This window comes from Pseudomonas sp. 32A (assembly GCF_052682255.1).
In genome coordinates this window covers 2,471,014-2,488,284 of the sequence record NZ_JBQYLY010000001.1, presented here as the reverse complement: position 1 = coordinate 2,488,284, position 17,271 = coordinate 2,471,014, and the positions used below count along the sequence as shown (strand labels likewise).

14 protein-coding genes are annotated in these 17,271 nt (G+C 61.9%); 5 read left to right on the top strand and 9 right to left on the bottom strand.

The window, feature by feature from the left end; all coding sequences use genetic code 11:
* The first annotated feature begins 5 nt into the window (after positions 1–5).
* Positions 6–911 carry a helix-turn-helix domain-containing protein gene (locus ACUN0G_RS11400; RefSeq protein WP_057023692.1) on the top strand — a complete coding sequence of 302 codons (906 nt, stop codon included), beginning with the start codon at positions 6–8 and terminating at the stop codon, positions 909–911.
* 35 nt (positions 912–946) lie between these two features.
* On the opposite strand, the gene ACUN0G_RS11395 is transcribed toward ACUN0G_RS11400, so the two are convergent.
* The 8 genes from ACUN0G_RS11395 to ACUN0G_RS11360 form a co-directional block, all read right to left on the bottom strand.
* Positions 947–1,873: a quinone oxidoreductase family protein gene (locus ACUN0G_RS11395; protein WP_445573431.1), complete on the bottom strand. Its 927-nt coding sequence runs from the start codon at positions 1,871–1,873 to the stop codon at positions 947–949.
* A 95-nt stretch (positions 1,874–1,968) separates the two neighbouring features.
* The gene (locus tag ACUN0G_RS11390) at positions 1,969–3,207 is read right to left on the bottom strand and encodes an MFS transporter (RefSeq protein WP_445573430.1); all 1,239 of its coding nucleotides are present in this window, start codon (positions 3,205–3,207) and stop codon (positions 1,969–1,971) included.
* An 11-nt stretch (positions 3,208–3,218) separates the two neighbouring features.
* Positions 3,219–4,025, bottom strand: coding sequence for an SDR family NAD(P)-dependent oxidoreductase (locus ACUN0G_RS11385; RefSeq protein ID WP_445573429.1), 807 nt, complete (start codon positions 4,023–4,025; stop codon positions 3,219–3,221).
* A gap of 10 nt (positions 4,026–4,035) precedes the next feature.
* Positions 4,036–5,400 (bottom strand): phosphotransferase, encoded by a 1,365-nt coding sequence (locus tag ACUN0G_RS11380; RefSeq protein WP_445573428.1) that lies wholly within the window; start codon positions 5,398–5,400, stop codon positions 4,036–4,038.
* Between the two features lie 37 nt (positions 5,401–5,437).
* On the bottom strand, positions 5,438–5,887 hold the full coding sequence (locus ACUN0G_RS11375; RefSeq protein ID WP_445573427.1) for a nuclear transport factor 2 family protein: 450 nt from the start codon (positions 5,885–5,887) through the stop codon (positions 5,438–5,440).
* A gap of 32 nt (positions 5,888–5,919) precedes the next feature.
* Positions 5,920–6,738, bottom strand: coding sequence for an SDR family NAD(P)-dependent oxidoreductase (locus ACUN0G_RS11370; protein WP_445573426.1), 819 nt, complete (start codon positions 6,736–6,738; stop codon positions 5,920–5,922).
* Between the two features lie 60 nt (positions 6,739–6,798).
* On the bottom strand, positions 6,799–8,136 hold the full coding sequence (locus ACUN0G_RS11365; RefSeq protein ID WP_445573425.1) for a DUF1329 domain-containing protein: 1,338 nt from the start codon (positions 8,134–8,136) through the stop codon (positions 6,799–6,801).
* Positions 8,137–8,537: 401 nt separating this feature from the next.
* Positions 8,538–10,208, bottom strand: coding sequence for a DUF1302 domain-containing protein (locus tag ACUN0G_RS11360; RefSeq protein ID WP_445573424.1), 1,671 nt, complete (start codon positions 10,206–10,208; stop codon positions 8,538–8,540).
* 291 nt (positions 10,209–10,499) lie between these two features.
* On the opposite strand from ACUN0G_RS11360, the gene ACUN0G_RS11355 reads away from it, so the two are divergent.
* Genes ACUN0G_RS11355 through folE form a run of 4 tightly spaced genes read left to right on the top strand, consistent with a single transcriptional unit; the run spans position 10,500 to position 16,502 of the window.
* Positions 10,500–14,060 (top strand): indolepyruvate ferredoxin oxidoreductase family protein, encoded by a 3,561-nt coding sequence (locus ACUN0G_RS11355; RefSeq protein WP_445573423.1) that lies wholly within the window; start codon positions 10,500–10,502, stop codon positions 14,058–14,060.
* A 47-nt stretch (positions 14,061–14,107) separates the two neighbouring features.
* Positions 14,108–15,289 (top strand): acetyl-CoA C-acetyltransferase, encoded by a 1,182-nt coding sequence (locus ACUN0G_RS11350; protein WP_445573422.1) that lies wholly within the window; start codon positions 14,108–14,110, stop codon positions 15,287–15,289.
* A complete protein-coding gene (locus ACUN0G_RS11345) occupies positions 15,286–15,909 on the top strand; it encodes a TetR/AcrR family transcriptional regulator (RefSeq protein ID WP_445573421.1) in 624 nt (207 codons plus the stop codon). Before ACUN0G_RS11350 ends, ACUN0G_RS11345 begins: the two co-directional genes overlap by 4 nt.
* 35 nt (positions 15,910–15,944) lie before the next feature.
* Positions 15,945–16,502, top strand: a complete 558-nt coding sequence (gene folE, locus ACUN0G_RS11340; RefSeq protein ID WP_445573420.1) for a GTP cyclohydrolase I FolE — start codon at positions 15,945–15,947, stop codon at positions 16,500–16,502.
* A 6-nt stretch (positions 16,503–16,508) separates the two neighbouring features.
* Here folE and ACUN0G_RS11335 read toward each other — a convergent pair whose 3' ends face one another.
* Positions 16,509–17,264 carry an SDR family NAD(P)-dependent oxidoreductase gene (locus tag ACUN0G_RS11335; RefSeq protein WP_445573419.1) on the bottom strand — a complete coding sequence of 252 codons (756 nt, stop codon included), beginning with the start codon at positions 17,262–17,264 and terminating at the stop codon, positions 16,509–16,511.
* Between the last annotated feature and the right edge of the window lie 7 nt (positions 17,265–17,271).

The window sequence follows — 17,271 nt, the reverse complement described above, 5'->3', positions numbered from 1 at the left end:
GAAAAATGAACACGATCCAATACAGCGAGTACGACTGTGAAGACACGGGGCATTTCCTCACCGAAGCCTCAGTGGCCAAGCAAGGCTTCGACATCCGCATTGAACACGCCCAGTGGTCCAACAGCGGCACGGCCCTGATTGAAACCGGCGACAGCTGCCTGCTGCGCCTGATGCTGCCTGCCAGTGCGCATGACAACCCCAATTGCGGCAGTTTTTCCAGCCGCGCAGGGCATGCATTCCAGCCGCTGGGGAAACTGCTGTTCATTCCCCACGACACCCAGTTCCACTTGCGCCACGACGCGTGCGCGCAAAAGGCGCTTGTCTGCGTCTTCGACCCTGCCGCCTTGGGCGTGCTGGGATGCTACCGCTGGAACTGGCAAGACAACGTCCACGAATCCATGCTCAACCTGAAAAGTCACTACCTGCATGCCTCGTTGCAGCGTCTGGCCGAAGAAGTGGCTCAACCCAGCTTCGCCAGCGAACTGCAGACCGAATGCCTGCTTACCAGCATTGCCCTGGACCTGCGCCGCGAATACATCGATGCACCTGCCAGCGGTATTTCAGAAGGTGCCAGCGGCGAAAAACTCAGCCCCGGGCAACTTAAATTCCTGCGCGAACTGCTGGATGCCAGCCCCGACGTCGAGTGCTCGCTGCAGCGCCTGGCCCAGGCATGCGACTTGCCGTTGCGCACCCTCTCCAGCCGCTGCAAAAACACCACAGGCATGACCCTGCGCCGCTACGCCGCGCAATGCCGCCTGCAAACCGCCATGGCGTTATTGGCCGACCCGCATTTGTTGGTCAAGCAGGTGGCTTATCAGTCAGGCTTCAACAACGCCGCCGCTTTTGGCGCCGCCTTCCGCAAGGAACTGGGCGTGACGCCGGAAGAGTTTCGCCGCCAGCGCCAACGGTAAAGGGCGCCCTTTCAGGGGCGCTACTGCCTGACGACCTAACGTCGAATAGTTGCGGTAATTTTTGCGTGCGGGCCACTGACCTGCGCCGCCCAGGCTTCGGCTGCCTGGTCGAGCGTGAAATCGAGGTAATCGACCTCGATATGCTGCTCTTTGGCGATACTCAGCAAGCGCAGCCAGATCTGCTCGCGGTCGGCGGGCGGGCGTTGACCGGTGCCGATGCACGACAAATTGCGAAACAGCAGGTCGGCGATATCCAGATTCAACTGGCGCCCGGCGCCGGTGCCGATGGTCATGATTCGCGCGCCCCAGTTGGTCGCCTTCAAGGACGTCAACATTGGTTGGCCGCAGACCAGGTCCAGCACCACATCAAACCCGCCGTCGGCGGCGTCCTTGAGCGCGGCAACATCATCGCTGCCGCCCAGGGTCACCACCTCGTCGGCAATCCCCCGGGATTTCAGGCGGCCCAACGCCTCAGAGGAACGCGCAGCACCCACGACTTTGCCGGCGCCCATGCCCCGCGCCAGTTGCAGTGCGATCTGGCCAAGGGTGCCGGTGGCGCCGAGTATCAGCACCTTCTCGCCCTTCTGGATCTGGGCTTTTTCCAACGGCACGATGGCGCCTGTTGCTGCGATCCCCATGCTGATGGCCGTCTTGTCGTCGACATCATCCGGCACGTTCCAGACTTCGGCCGCAGTTACCAGGGTGCGTTCTGCCCAGGCGCCGAACGGCAACACCGAACGCTCGCCGAAATACACCCGACGACCATCCGGGGCACGGCCCACGCCCTCACCGCGAATCACACACGGGTATTCGACACCCAGGCGATAAGCGCCCAGCACGTCCCAGCCGCCAAGCCCGGCGGTATCCACATCAATCAGTACTGCGCCCTCCTGAGCCTGCGGCTCGCGGAAATCCTGGACTACAGGCGGCGCATTGCGCTCGGTAATGATGGCTGCACGCATCGCATTCTCCTTGTCTGTTTTGTTTTCAGGTTGCGCATGACGCAATAATTGAACACATTTCTATTTATTGTCCATATATTTTACTGATGGCGATTTTACGTAGCCGCCAATGCCTGCCCTTGATGGCGCGGATAACCGCCAAGCGTCAGCAGTAGCAAAGGACCGCCCACAAAACAGATGCCGCTGAACAACAGCATCGCCGAGTAGCCGCCGGTGACTTTGTACAACAGGGCAAACAACAAGGGTGACAGCGCCGCGCCGGCAGTAATCAAGCCCAAGTGCGCACCAAACAGGCGCCCGTAGTCGCGCATGCCGAAGTAGCGTGCGATCAGGAACGCGGCGATATCGAACTCGGCACCTGCGCCCACGCCCACGAGTAAGGTCGCGAGAATGTACAGGCCGATCGTCGAATCACCGTAGGCAAAAATCCCGCAGGCAAACGCTGGCATCAGCAGCGCCAGTGACGCCACCGCCGGTGCCCAAAGCCGGTCAATCAGGTAGCCCACCACCAATCGCCCGAGAATCAACGACACGCCAAAGCTGCTGAATACCTGGCTGGCCTGCAGCGCGCTCAAGCCCCGGTCCTGCAACAACGGCACAATGTTGGTGACCATGCCCACCACGCACGCCACTACCAGGGTCATCGACAGGTTGCACACCCAAAATCGCCAAGAGCGCAGAGCTTCGCTCAACAACAAACCGCCGGCCAGTGCCGTGCTCGTTGTGCTGGTGTGCCGGGCGTCGGCGGTCGACATCAGCCAGCGCAGGGCCAGGGGCAACGCCAGCAACAGCGGCAACAGCCCGAGTGCGAGGAACCCTGCCTGCCAGTTCCAGCGGTTGATAGCCCAGGCGGTGATCAACGGCAAGCCGATGGCCGCCAGCCCTGAACCACTGAGAATAATGGCCAGCGCAAGCCCACGGTTTTCATCGAACCACAGGTTGACCAGGTGCGACCAGGTCACCTGCAAGGTGCCCAGCCCGGCCAGTGGTACCAGGAAAAAACCCAGGTACAGGCTCCAGATCGAACCGTTGATGCCGGTCATGGCCCAGACACTCAGGGATAACGTAACCAACGACACCAGAGTGACCGCCCGCAGGCCATAGCGCAGGTTGAGCCAGCCGGCCAACTGCGAGGCGACGATAGTGCCCAGGGACAGGGCAGTAATAGCTGCCTGCAATTGCGCGCGATCCCAGCCCATGGCGCTTTGCAGGGGAATCACCATGGAACTGAAACTGTACAGCAGCAATGAACTGGAACTGGTGGCGACGCCGACCAGGGCCAGCACCAATACTCTCCAGCTGCGTTTGAACTCAGCGTTATCGAAGCCTTTCATGGTGCATCACCTCAGTCTTTGCCAATGAACACAGCCGCTTGCGCGCTCGTCGCCAGCACGTGCTCGCGCCGCGCCTGGCCCGGTGAGTCGCACAGGGTGTCCTGGGGATGAATCAGCGTCGGGCCTTCGGCCAGATTCTGCAGCGCCCACAGCGCCAGCTCCTCGGCTTGGGGCAGGACCATGTCCAGGGCATCGGGAATGTTCAGCTTGACCATCGCCTCGCGCATGGTGGGGGTGTCGACGGTGCCGATCAGCACGTTAAGGACATCTACTCCCTGGTCCTTCCATTCCGCCCAGAGCGATTCGCCCAGGTTCAACGCGAACCCTTTGCTGGCGCTGTACATCGCCAGTTTGCGCACGCCGCCGAGTGCCGCCTGGGACCCGACCAGCAGCAGCCCGCCACGCCCGCGCTCGAGCATGGCGCCGCCAAAGGCGTGACTGCAGCGCATCACAGTCAGGCTGTTGAGACAGAGCAGGCGCTCCCAGTCGTCCGCCGGGGTGGCGATGAACCGAGTGATATAGGGATCGCCGCCGGCGTTGTACACAAACAACCCGACATGCCGTGTGCCGACAGCGGCCACCAGGTGTTCACAGGCATCGTGCCGGGCCAGGTCCTGGACCACGGCCAATACTTCGACGGCATACTCACGCTCAAGCTGCGCCTTGAGTTCGGCCAGCGGCTCGGCGCGGCGGGCCACCAACACACAATTGAGGCCACAGGCCGCGAGCTGATGGGCAAAGGCTGCGCCCACGCCGTGGGAGGCGCCGGCGATCACGGCCCAGGGGCCGTAGCGCTGCACAAAATCCGGATCAGACATACAGGTTTCCTCAGCTCACAGGTGGCAGGTCGATGTGGCTGGCAGAGGCACCGATCGCTGTGCTGCCATACACCAGCAGCCGACGCTCGACCTGGGCCATGAACAAGCGCAGCAGCGGCTCGTCATATTCGGGCCCCGCGCTTTTAACGAAGGCCTCCAGGGCCACCTCGATTTCGCTGTAGTCGCCGAAGGTGCGGTCCAGCAAGGTTTGCGCCTCGTGTTGTTCGAGCTCGCGAAGTTTCAGCTCCATGGCGTCTCCGCGACCGAGGTACTCCACCAATTTGCCCACCGCACGCAGTTTGGTTTGCTGGAAGTCGCTGGTGACCTCCACTTGCGCCAGCGCGTCCGTCAGCATGGTCAGCAGCTGGGCATTCGGACCGCTGTCGACAATCGGCAGGTGTGGCGTGTGCAACGGTACGCCCATGGCTTCGGCCAGCGCGTGCACTACCACCCGGCGCAGCGCCAGATCGAATTCGGTGTAGGTGTCATGCGGGTCGCCCGGTTGCGGCGTGGCCACCGAGGCGGAGAACTGCAGGGTGCTGACCGTGGCAAACAGCAAGGTGTGGAAGCGCACCACATCGGGGTCGGCCGGCTCACCGGTCAGCGTTTGGTAATGGCGGTACAGCGCGGCAAAGCTATCGCCCAAGGGTTCGTAATTGTCACGCATGCGTGCCGAGGCCAGGTCGGCCAGCGGGTCGCCGATCATTGCGAACTCAAAGTCGTACAGGCCGTGCACCTGGCCATTTTCGAACAGAAACTGCCCCGAGTCGTACTGCACGAAGCCGGGCCGGGTGCGATGCTGCGGCACATTGCGCCGTAGCCAGCCCAGGGCGAACTCGGCCAGGGGCTGGGCACGCGTCTTGTTGCGCTCATACAAGGGCGAGTAGGCATACAGCCCCGCCAGAGCGATGTCCTCTGCCGTGCTGGGCAAATCGATGCCCTGTTCGACAAACGGCTGCAGCGGTAGCTGGTGCATGCGCGCCATGGCCGCGACCCACTGACGAGCCACGCTGTGGCGTTCGGCGTCATCTTTGGCAGTGGAGACGTCACGGCTGCCGGGAACCAGTTCCATCACGATGGCCTGCGGGTCTTCGCACAGCCCGTAGATATGCGGTACCGGCACGCCCTGCTGCTTGAGCTGGGTGAGGATATCCGCCTCGCGCCGCAGTTCAGGAAACGGACTGACATCGCCGCCGCGCTCGCCACGAATATGCAGCTGCAGGGTTTCTTCACCCCGTTGCAGTTGCAGGTTCCAAGCTGGGCGCCAGCGCAACAGGCGCTGCATGGCTGTGACCTTACCGCCCAGCAGTGCTTCAACGAAGGTGCGCAGCTTTGCTTCAACGGCGTCAGCGGTCGGGCTCTCGGTTGTTTGCATGTCGATCTCCATCAGGCGCTGAAGGCCAGCGCCGCTATCAATTGGCACTGGCAGCGCCAGCGTTCGGGCCACCCACCTCTGCCAGCGGTACACCCTTTTTCTTCGCCAGATCGGCGGTATCGAGGTACTCACGCCAGGCACAGATCAGGCCCTGTTCATTCAGCTCGTACACCGCCACCATCGAGTGCGGCATCGGCACGCCATTGTTGACACAGTAATCATCGCGCTCGGTCATCACCACGCGCGCCGAAGACACGATGTGCCGGGTGGTGCAGCGGTTGTGGGTGACGTAACTCATCTGCCGCTCTATCTCCCGGCGCAACGCTGCGCGCCCGCTAATCACCGGGCCTCCGGGCACCCACAGTTGCCATACGGCATCTTCAGCGAAGGTGGCCATGATGCGTTCGATATCCGGCCGGCTGGCGTCGGAGCCATCACCCCAGGCCGCCAGCATGTCGAGAATGAAGTGTTCCTGTTCGTGGGCCATCGGTGGCGCTCCTTTGTCGGGAATAGGGAGAGTCAGGCTGAGGCCTGCGGCAGCAGCAAGTTGCGCACCACGGGGACCATCGGCGTACCGCAGCTCATGCCGCCGTCGACGCGCATCAAGGTGCCGTTGACATAGGCGGCATCGTCGGTGGCCAGAAACGCGGCCATCGCGGCGATGTCGCGCGGTTCGCCCAGGTGGGGCACGTTTTGCAGGTCGAGGAAGGCCGCCTGCATCGCTTCGGTGGCCCAGCTTTCCATGGCCGGCGTGCGGATCACGCCGGGCAGGATGCCGTTGCAGCGGATGCCGCGTTTGCCAAAGGTTGCGGCGATGGTTTGCACGTACCAGTTCAACGCGGCCTTGGACGCGCCATAGCTGAATTGGGAGATTTCGCCGGCGATCGAACTGGTGGACGAGGTAAACAGAATGGACCCACTGCCCTGGGCCAACATGTGCGGCAACGCGTACTTGCACGCCAGCACACCGCCCAACACATTCACGCGCATGCAGTTGTGAAACAGCTCGGTATTGAAGTTGATGAAGTCGACATCCCGAGTAGTTGCCGGGTTGCGGTACACCGCATTATTGAAGAGCACGTCGATACGCCCGAAGGTTTGCACCGTGGCTTCAATCATGTGCCGCAGCTGGTCCTCATCGCCGACATCGACCTTTAGCGCCAGGGCCTGCGGGCCGATTTCGGTTGCTACACGCTGGGCCGATTCGAGGAACAGATCCGTCACCACGACCCTGGCACCCTCCTCGGCAAACCGTAAGGCCGAGGCCCGACCGATGCCACTGCCTGCGCCGGTAATCACGCACACTTTGCCGTCCAGGCGTTTTAAATGCTGGCTCATAAATATCTCGCAATGCGGAAAAAAAGGGCGCCCTGCACGACGCCCACATAGAGCTTGGGGTCAGCGTGTCTGGCCGCCGGCGATGGTCTGCGGGTTAGCCTCGCGCTCGGAGACTGGCGCCGCGCGGTAGCGGGTCGGGCCATTGCCAAACATGCCGTATTGGTCACGCGTGAAGTCGTATAGCGCGTAGGAATCCTGCTGCGGGTTGTTGGGTATGCCGTAGGCCTCAATGTTGAACTGCGAGCCCGTACGGAACAGCGCCCCGCTGTCATCCCAGGCGTCGTACACGGCAGCGCCAAACGTATCCTCGTCGATGTAGTAGCGGCGCTTTTTGTGGGCGTGACGCACACCGTCCTTGCGAGTCGCCTCGACGACCCACACTCGGTGCAGTTCCCAACGTTCGCAGTCGGGGTTGATGTGCTTGGGCATCAGCTTCTTCTGCATGTCGCAGCCCCATTTCAGCGCGTAGTTGCTGTAAGGGATGAACATCTCTTGCTTGCCCACCAGCTTCCAGTCAAAGCGGTCCATTTTTCCGGAGAACAGGAAGATTTCGTCGTAGAACGCCACGCCGCCAAACGCCGAATTGGGGGTGTCGTAGTTGAATTCCGGGGCCTTGCGCACGCGTCGCTGGCCGGTGCTGTAGCTCCAGGCATAACGCGCATCCGCGACCGGGTCCAGGTAGTCCCAATAGCCGGATGCCTGCCCAGCCGTACGGGCCGGGGCGACGATGAACGACCAGATGCGCTGGCCGATTTTTGGGTCGCGCCCCGGCACACCCAATTGGTAGAAAGGTTTCTCGCCGGTAGAGCGGTTGGTATTGGTCAGCGTCGGGTGCCCCTGGTTGACCACGTAGGCGCTGTGGTTCCAGTCCCAACCATTGACGCCCTGATAGTTGAGGATGTAGTTCCACATGACCTCGTGTCCGTCCTTGGGCAATGGAAATGGCAGGCCACCCCGGCAGCCTTCGCTGATCGACAGCCCGTCGTTTTCGGTTCGGCAATCCTGACGGTTGGCATTGCGCTGGCTGGCAGCCAGGAAGTTGGCCGGGAATGTCGCGGTTCGGTGCGTGGGGTACACCTCAAGGTAGTAGGTCGTCGGGTTTTGCTTGAGCAACTGCACCTGCCCGGCCGCCAGTTGGTCCTTGTACTGGTCGACGTTGGCTGCGGTGATGCGCAGGCGCGGTTTCTCCCCGGCAAACGGATTAGGCCAGTTGCCGTCGCCGGGAACCAACCCCGCCGGGACTTTCAAACCGCCGTCATACGCCGGGATAGTCCCCGCCGCATTCCCCGCCACAATGGCGCCGAATGGCGTGAGTTTGCCGCCGAGATCAGCCGTCGTATAGGCATCATCCGCCGCTGCGGAACCTACAAAAACCAACGCCACCAACCCGGCACTCACACCCGCGAGAACCTGTGAAAAACCAGCCAACGAGGGCTTCAGCTTTTGACCTGGCTTTTGATCGGCTTGTGATCTCAATCGCCACGTCAAACCACGCTGGCCAAAGCCTGCGTGAGGGCATGCCGAGCCCAAGCGAGGCACCGAGTGGTGAGGCGAGGACCTTTTGGTGACTGCTGGGTCCCTGCAAAAGTGTCCCGCTGTAAGAACGCAACCATAAGCAGCCGTTACCGCAGCAACGGATACGTCCTGTGCTCCAGCCTCTCCATCAATCGACACACTGCTATCGGGAACAAGCCCCCTCCCACATTCGGACCGAGGTGAATCATCAACCGCCGCATAGAAATCAACCGTCATAACGCTCTCCGTTCAAATGAAGTCGCTGCATTAACCTGCGAGGCGTATCAGAAAGCAGTACTGAGGCTCAGCGACACCCAGTTACGGTCCGTAAGCCCCACATCGCCGCTGCCGCCGACCACGGTTTTACCCACGCCGGGGACGTTTGCGTATTTACGCTCGCTGCCATAGCCGATGTACGACAAGGTCACGTCATAGCGCTCGTCGTAAGTGCCCTTGATGCCCGCCTTCCAGGTGTATTTGCCTTCGTTGCCACCGCCGGTGGCGGCATTGCCGTACACGCCGTAGTCCACACTCATGGGGGTCGAGATATTCCAACCGGGAAACACCCCCAACCATTGCGGGGCAAAACTGACCGCCATGCCGACATAGTTTTTGGTCGCGCAACCGTAGTGTTTGTCCTGCCCGGACGGGCACCCGCCGTACCCTTCGCCCTTGAACAACTCCGCGTGCTCGGTCACCCGTTGCACATGGCTGAACGCGGTCTCGACAATCAGGTTGCCGGTGTCGAAATATGCGGTGCGCGGCAGCAACCACAGGCCGTTGACCACCATGTGCCAGGTGTCGCCCCGGGCGCCTTCGTTGTCGACGGTGCTGATGTTGCTGGAGACCAGCGACGTGTTCTGCCGGTACGACAGGTCGACGCCTAGGGAGCCACCGCCCAGCAATGGCCCGGCGGAAAACCCCAGGCCGTAGAGCTTGACGTCCTTGGGGTAGACGTAACGGGCAAACGTGGGTGCCACTTGCAGGCCCCAGGGGTTGTAGTCGGCGAACTCGCGGTAATACAGGCTCACATCCGAATGCAGCCAATCTAGGCTATAGGTGCCCATCACGCCCCAGTTACCGGCGTTTTTAGGCTTGAGCGGGTCGACCAGTGGCCGCGTGACCCCGCTGAGCAACGGCAATTGATTCGGCCCTTGCAACGCCACATCCGCCGAGGCCAGGTAGGTGCCGCCTTCCGGTGCGCGGGTGGTGTCCCACTCGAGGAAATACTGCGCGGCAACCGATAACTTGTCAGTGATTTGCGCCTGGGTAGAAAGCTGCGTCAGCGGCAAGAAGATTTCGCGCGTTTCGGTACCCGGATTACTCACAGCCTTACGCCCATCCAGCGGCGCCTGCGAGTAGGAGATGGCATGCCCGGCGATCAACAAGCCGTTGCCCCAATACACCGTGTGGCGGCCGGCGCGCACACTGACGGGAATTTCACCCAGGTCAAACCGGGTGAAGGCAAAGGCGTCGAGCAACTCGCCGCTGAGGCCACGGTGATAACGCTTGGTAAAGCCCGAATATTGCCCACCCCGGTAGCTCGGCGTACTCGGCCCGGGAACGGCGCCGGGGTAGTAGACATTGCCATCGGCGGTCTTGACGTCCGTGTCGTCATAGGCCTGGTCGTACCATGCTGCGCCACTGATGCGCACACCGTGATACTGCTTGTAGGCGACCTCCAACTCACTCATCAGGTCGACCCGGTTGGTCACCACGTCGCCGCGATCGAACTTGGCATCGGACTCGTCATAACTCGCGTTACGCGCCAGCGCCGAGTCCCGTGACTCGGCACGCACGCCCAGATTGTAACGCACGGTATTGTCCCAGCGCGCCGATAAGTCAGGATTGCCCGTATCAATTTCGGCGGCGTGTGTCACGCCCGCAGACACCGCACCGGTGCTCAGGCTGAACCAGATGGCCAATCGCAGTGGCTTCAGTTTTGGGTTGCTCATCAACACTCCCGTCACATTTATTGTTATTGGCAGCCGAGGGCTGTGGGTTTCGTTGTGAGCTGCAGTAGACGGCACGTGGCGACGGCTCACAACGCGCAACGCTATCGTCCAAATGCGTTTTGCTATCGCCCAAATGCACGCGCCGTGCAAACGCGCCCAGGTATCTGAAAAGCCAATACCTGCAGGGTGTTTTTGTGATTTTACGATGCCAGGCCTGCTGCCTAGACTGCGGCGAACAAGGCTGCGCCGTGCTCCCGGCGACGCCATAAAAATAAAGTCTGGAGGATCAGCATGAGTGCGTCGCCGTCTCTGGAAGACAAGTACGTTCAGCACAGCGGACACGTTCTGCTCACTGGTATTCAAGCGCTGGTGCGCCTGCCGCTGATGCAGCGCCAGCGCGACCTGGCCAATGGCTTGAATACCGCCGGGTTCATTTCCGGCTACCGCGGATCGCCATTGGGTGGGTTCGACCAGGCACTATGGAAAGCGCGCGATTACCTCAAGGAGCACCACACGGTGTTCCACCCGGGCATGAACGAAGACCTCGCGGCGACCTCGATCTGGGGCACCCAGCAGGTCAATCTGTTCGAAGGCGCGACCTACGACGGTGTGTTTGGCATGTGGTACGGCAAGGGCCCGGGGGTGGACCGCTGTGGTGATGTGTTCCGCCACGCCAATGCCGCCGGCACGTCGGCATTCGGCGGTGTGCTGGCGATTGCCGGCGATGACCATGGCGCCCGCTCCTCTTCGCTGCCGCACCAGACCGAGCATATTTTCAAGGCGGTGATGATGCCGGTGCTGGCGCCTTCGGGCGTACAGGAATACCTCGACTACGGCATGCATGGCTGGGCCATGTCGCGCTATTCCGGGTGCTGGGTGGCGCTCAAGGCCGTCGCCGACACCGTGGAAAGCGCCGCGATTGTGGATATCGACATCCATCGCGTGCAACCGTTGATCCCGGACATCGTCCTGCCCCAGGGCGGCTTGAATATCCGCTGGCCCGACCCACCGTTGGCGCAGGAACAACGCCTGCTGGAGCACAAACTGTACGCTGCCCTGGCCTATGCACGGGTTAACCGCCTCGACCGCATTGTCATGGACTCGCCCAACGCACGCATCGGCATCGTCACGTCCGGCAAGTCCTACCTGGACGTGTGCCAGGCACTGAAGGTTCTCGGCATCGATGACACCCTCGCGCAACAGATCGGCTTGCGCGTGTATAAGGTCGGCATGGTCTGGCCCCTGGAGGCCGAGGGCATTCGCCAGTTTGCCGAAGGCCTGGAAGAGATTGTGGTGGTGGAAGAGAAGCGCCACCTGATCGAATACCAATTGAAAGAAGAGCTCTACAACTGGCGCGAAGACGTGCGCCCGCGCATCGTCGGCAAGTTCGATGACAAGGGTGAGTGGGGACTGCCCCACACCGACTGGCTGCTGCCTGCCATCAACGACCTGACCCCGGCAATGATTGCCCGAGCCCTGGCCAAGCGCATTTTGCGCCTGCATCAAAGCGGGCCGCTGCAGGTGCGCCTGGCGGTGCTGGACGCGCAATTGGCGAGCAAACACCAGTTCAGCAACCTGATGGACCGCGTGCCGCACTACTGCTCCGGTTGCCCCCACAACACATCGACCAAGGTGCCTCAAGGCAGCCGCGCATTGGCTGGTATCGGCTGCCATTACATGGCGGCGTGGATCTACCCACAAACCCAGACCTTCAGCCAGATGGGCGGCGAAGGTGTGGCTTGGATCGGCCAGGCGCCCTTCACGGCCACCGAGCATGTATTTGCCAACCTGGGCGACGGCACCTACTTTCACTCCGGCATTCTGGCGATTCGCGCGGCCGTCGCCGCCAAGGTCCAGATCACCTACAAGATCCTCTACAACGATGCGGTAGCCATGACCGGCGGCCAGCCCGTAGACGGCAGTCTGAGCGTCGCGCAAATCAGCCGGCAGCTGGCCGCCGAGGGCGTGCAGCGCATTGTCGTGGTCAGCGAGGACGTCGATAAATACGAGCACATCGATGACCTGGCCGACGGCGTACCCGTGCTGCGTCGCGACAAAATGGACGCGGTGCAGCAAGAGCTGCGCCAGTTCAAGGGCGTGTCCGCGATCATCTATGACCAGACTTGCGCCGCCGAAAAACGCCGGCGCCGCAAACGCGGCAAATTTGCTGACCCGGCGCGCCGCGTGGTGATCAACGAAGCCGTGTGCGAAGGCTGTGGCGACTGCAGCAGCAAGTCCAACTGCATGTCGGTGGTGGCCGTGGAAACCGAGTTCGGGCGCAAGCGCGAAATCGATCAGTCGTCCTGCAACAAGGACTTCACCTGCCTCAGCGGTTTTTGCCCCAGCTTTGTCACGGTCGAAGGCGGCACACTGCGCAAACCCAAGCCCCTGGCCAACACGGAAGAAACCTGGGACTTGCCGACACCGACCACAGTCGCCCTCGACGAGCCTTACAGCATTCTGGTGACGGGCGTCGGCGGCACCGGTGTGGTCACCATTGGCGCCCTGCTCGGCATGGCGGCCTTTATCGAAGGCAAAGGCACGCTCAACCTGGACATGGCCGGCATGGCACAAAAGGGCGGCGCGGTGTGGTCGCATATCCGCATCGCCGCACGCCAGGAACAGCTGTTCGCACCTCGTATCGCCGAAGGTGAAGCCGGGTTGCTGCTGGGCTGCGATCTGGTGGTGAGTGCCAATACCGAAACCCTGTCGAAACTGCGCCAGGGCGTGACCCATGCGCTGGTCAACTGCGAAGAAAGCATCACCAGCGCGTTCGTACGCACCTTTGCCCTGCAGGCAGAAAGCGGCGACTTGCTTAAACACCCGGATCCGACCTTCCAGACTCAAGGTATGAGCGCACAGATTGTCGAAGCCGTCGGCCACGCCCAGGCAGACTTTGTCGATGCGAGCAAGATTGCCACGGCGCTGATGGGCGATTCGATTGCCACCAACACCTTCATGCTCGGCTATGCGTATCAAAAAGGCTGGTTGCCAGTAGGTGAAGCTGCATTGCTGCAAGCCATTGAACTGAACGGCACAGCGGTGGCGTTCAATTTGTCAGCCTTCGCCTGGGGCCGGCGCAGTGCGCAAGATCTGCCGCGCGTGTTGCGCAAGCTGCATGCGGCCAAAGTGCAGAGCGCCGACCGCGTGCTTTCCCAGGGTCTGGAACAAAGCGTGGCGCGCCGCGTGACCGTTCTCACTGCCTATCAGAACGCCGCGCTGGGCCTGCGCTACCAGCACCGCGTCGAGCAGTTCGTGGCGGCCGAAACCGCCCTGCTCGGGCAGCCGGGCGAGCTGTCGGCCAGTGTCGCCCGGCATTACTTCAAAGTGCTGGCGATGAAGGATGAATACGAAGTGGCGCGGCTGTTCACCGATGGCAGCTTCCTGAAAAACATCCAGGCCCAGTTCGAGGGCGACTACCGCCTGAGCTTTCATTTGGCGCCGCCGGTGCTTAACCGAAACAAACCCGGCGCTGAGGCGAAAAAACGCAGCTTCGGGCCCTGGATGCTGCAGGGTTTCAAACTGCTGGCCAAGCTCAAAGGCGTGCGCAATACCTGGCTCGACCCGTTTGGGTATACCCATGAGCGCAAAGTCGAACGTGCCTGGCTGGCCAACTACGAAGCGATCCTCGATGAAGTGCTGGTGGGCCTGAGTGTGGAAAAACTTGCCCTGGCGCAGGATCTCGCCAACCTGCCAGACAGCGTGCGTGGCTTCGGCGCGGTGAAAGAACGCTACTTGGCCAACGCCTACCAGCGTCAGGCGCAGTTGCTGGAGCAATGGCGTAACGGGCCACAGGCCACGTTCCACGATGCCAGCCAAACCCGCGGCAAAATTGCCGTCACACACCTGTAGGCCACTGCACCGTGCTGCGGCACGCGTGCCTATTGCTGGAGATTGCCATGCAAGATGTCGTTATCGTCGCGGCCACCCGCACTGCCATCGGTACCTTTCAAGGTGCACTGGCCAATACACCCGCCGTGGAGTTGGGCAGCCTGGTGATTCGCGCGCTGCTGAATTCATCGGGCATTGACCCCGCACTGGTCGACGAGGTGATTCTGGGCCAGGTGCTCACCGCCGGTTGCGGGCAGAACCCGGCACGCCAGGCGGCGTTGAATGCCGGCCTGCCCCATGGCGTGACAGCGATGACCGTCAACAAGCTCTGCGGCTCGGGCCTCAAAACCGTCAGCCTGGCTGTCCAGGCGATCCGCTGTGGCGACGCCGACGTGGTGATCGCCGGCGGCATGGAAAACATGAGCCTGGCGCCCTACGCGCTGGCCAAGGCGCGTACCGGCCTGCGCATGGGCCATGCGCAATTGGCCGACTCGCTGCTGCAGGACGGTTTGCTGGATGCGTTCAACGACTACCACATGGGCATTACGGCTGAGAATCTGGTCGAGCGCTTCCAGCTGACCCGCGAACAGCAGGACAGCTACGCGCTGCGTTCGCAACAACGTGCGAGTGCGGCGATCGAGGCCGGCTATTTCATCAGTCAAATCACCCCGGTGCCGATTGCACAGCGCAAAGGCGAGCCGCTGCTGTTTGCGCAGGATGAGCAACCCCGCGACCAGACCACGGCCGACAGCCTGGCGAAGCTCAAACCGGCCTTCAAGGCCGACGGCAGCGTGACCGCAGGCAACGCCTCGGCAATCAACGATGGCGCGGCGGCGGTGCTGTTGATGAGCGCAAGCAAGGCCCAAGCCCTGGGTGTGCCGGTGCTGGCGACCATCAAGGCGTATGCCAGCAGCGGTGTCGACCCGGCGATCATGGGGATCGGCCCGGTGTCGGCCATCGAAAAATGCCTGGCCAAAGCCGGTTGGCAGTTGGCTGACCTGGACCTGATCGAAGCCAATGAAGCCTTCGCCGCCCAGTCATTGGCCGTAGGCAAGGCGCTGGGTTGGGACAGCGACAAGGTGAATGTCAACGGCGGCGCCATTGCCCTCGGCCATCCCATCGGTGCTTCGGGTTGCCGGGTGCTGGTGACGTTGCTGCATGAAATGCGCCGGCGCGATGTGAAAAAAGGCCTGTCCACCTTGTGCATCGGTGGCGGCATGGGTGTGGCCCTTGCGGTAGAACGGCCATGAACGACAGGCGCCTTGCCGCTGTGTCTGCATCGCCATGGCCGGGCGAAACCGACGATGACATGAGCACCCGCCAATTACTGCGCCAGGTAGCACAGGAGCTATTCGCCGAGCACGGTTTCCAGGCGGTCAGTCTGCGCCAACTGGCGGTAGCAATGGGCATGCAAGTGGGCTCGCTGTACAACCACATCGACAGCAAACAGGTATTACTGTTTGAGCTGATCCAGGCCCATGAAAGCGAGCTGTTGGCGCTGCTGTGCAAAGACCTGGTGCGGCGCCCCGAAGGCCTGCCGCAACTGGAGACCTACGTGCGCCTGTATTTGCAGTTCAACTGCCTGCACGACCAGCGCCATACCCTCGCCCGTCTGGAATTTCGCAGCCTGGCACCCGAGCAGCAACACAGCATCAAGCTGTTGCGCCAAACCCACGTCGATCTGCTGGAAGACCTGCTGCGCCGCTGTGCCCTGCCTGCCAAGGACTGCGGCACCATCGCGCTCGGCATGCGCGCCCTGCTCGACGGCGTGGTGACCAGCTATCCCGTTGGAGTAAGGCCACCACTGGGTCACCTGGCAGCGCTGTTCAGCCGTATGTTGATGAGCGGGTTGAGCCAACCACAGGCTTGAAGCACTTCTTGAACTGAAAACAATAAGGCCGCCCCATGAACGAAGAACTGGCCCGGCAATACCGCGAAATTATCCAGGGTATCGGTGAAGACCCGCAGCGCGAAGGCTTGCTGGACACCCCCAAGCGCGCGGCGAAAGCCATGCAGTACTTGTGTCACGGCTACCAGCAGAGCCTGGCGCAAGTGGTCAACGACGCGCTGTTTGAATCGGATAACGATGAGATGGTGATCGTACGGGATATTGAGCTGTACTCCCTGTGCGAGCACCACCTGCTGCCATTTATTGGCAAGGCCCACGTTGCCTACATGCCCACCGGCAAGGTCCTCGGTTTGTCCAAGGTGGCGCGCATTGTCGACATGTATGCCCGTCGCTTGCAGATCCAGGAAAACCTCAACCGGCAAATCGCCGAAGGCATTACCCAAGTCACTGGCGCTGCCGGGGTGGCCGTGGTGATCGAAGCCAAGCACATGTGCATGATGATGCGCGGCGTCGAGAAGCAAAACTCGGTGATGACCACCTCGGTGATGCTGGGTGCGTTTCGCGAGTCGTTCAACACGCGCCAGGAGTTCCTGCAACTGATCCGCAACCATTGATCAACCTCAACTGAGCATCACCATCCCGCCGTCGATCATCAGGGTTTGCCCGGTAACAAAACGCGAACCCTCCCCGGCCAGAAACACCAGCACCGGGGCGAGATCGCGGGCGGGGTCACCCAGGCGCCCGCCCAATGGCAACTGCCCGGCCATGAAAGCGTCATGCTGCGCCAGCTGCTCGCCACTCATGCTGGCGCGGGTTGCCTCGTACATCGGCGTCCACATTGCCGGGGCAATTGCGTTGACCGTAATACCGAGTGGGCCCCACTCCCGAGCCACCGTGCGGGTCCAGGCCAGTACCGCGCCTTTGCTCGCCGCGTAGTGAGCCTTGCCGGGCTGGCCGACCACACCGGCGGCCGAGGCAAAATTGATGATACGCCCGCCTGCATGCTTGAGCCGTTCATAGGCCGCGCGGTTGGTGAGGAAGGTGCCACGGGTATTCACCGCAAAGACCTGCTCCCATTCATCCAGGGTGATCGCCTCGGCACGCGCATTGGGGGCGATACCGGCCGCGTGCATCAGTACATCAAGCCCGCCTAGCTGCTGGTCGGCCCACTCGAAGGCAGAATCCACCGAGTGCCGGTCGGCGATATCACAACTGCGGCTTCTCGACCAACCGCCATCGGCCCCCGCAAGGTCTGCCGATTGGCTGAGATCAAGGCTGACCACATGGGCGCCTTCATCAACGAAGGCCTGGACCATGGCGCCGCCGATACCCCGGCCGCCCCCCGTGACGATGATGCGTTTACCTGCCAGTTGCATGAGCGGT

What these genes read in the sequence shown, in the direction of transcription:
- ACUN0G_RS11400 (WP_057023692.1), top strand. Translation starts at nt 6, where the DNA reads ATGAACACGATCCAATACAGCGAGTACGACTGTGAAGACACGGGGCAT.
- ACUN0G_RS11395 (WP_445573431.1), bottom strand. Translation starts at nt 1,873, where the DNA reads ATGCGTGCAGCCATCATTACCGAGCGCAATGCGCCGCCTGTAGTCCAG.
- ACUN0G_RS11390 (WP_445573430.1), bottom strand. Translation starts at nt 3,207, where the DNA reads ATGAAAGGCTTCGATAACGCTGAGTTCAAACGCAGCTGGAGAGTATTG.
- ACUN0G_RS11385 (WP_445573429.1), bottom strand. Translation starts at nt 4,025, where the DNA reads ATGTCTGATCCGGATTTTGTGCAGCGCTACGGCCCCTGGGCCGTGATC.
- ACUN0G_RS11380 (WP_445573428.1), bottom strand. Translation starts at nt 5,400, where the DNA reads ATGCAAACAACCGAGAGCCCGACCGCTGACGCCGTTGAAGCAAAGCTG.
- ACUN0G_RS11375 (WP_445573427.1), bottom strand. Translation starts at nt 5,887, where the DNA reads ATGGCCCACGAACAGGAACACTTCATTCTCGACATGCTGGCGGCCTGG.
- ACUN0G_RS11370 (WP_445573426.1), bottom strand. Translation starts at nt 6,738, where the DNA reads ATGAGCCAGCATTTAAAACGCCTGGACGGCAAAGTGTGCGTGATTACC.
- ACUN0G_RS11360 (WP_445573424.1), bottom strand. Translation starts at nt 10,208, where the DNA reads ATGAGCAACCCAAAACTGAAGCCACTGCGATTGGCCATCTGGTTCAGC.
- ACUN0G_RS11355 (WP_445573423.1), top strand. Translation starts at nt 10,500, where the DNA reads ATGAGTGCGTCGCCGTCTCTGGAAGACAAGTACGTTCAGCACAGCGGA.
- ACUN0G_RS11350 (WP_445573422.1), top strand. Translation starts at nt 14,108, where the DNA reads ATGCAAGATGTCGTTATCGTCGCGGCCACCCGCACTGCCATCGGTACC.
- ACUN0G_RS11345 (WP_445573421.1), top strand. Translation starts at nt 15,286, where the DNA reads ATGAACGACAGGCGCCTTGCCGCTGTGTCTGCATCGCCATGGCCGGGC.
- folE (WP_445573420.1), top strand. Translation starts at nt 15,945, where the DNA reads ATGAACGAAGAACTGGCCCGGCAATACCGCGAAATTATCCAGGGTATC.
- ACUN0G_RS11335 (WP_445573419.1), bottom strand. Translation starts at nt 17,264, where the DNA reads ATGCAACTGGCAGGTAAACGCATCATCGTCACGGGGGGCGGCCGGGGT.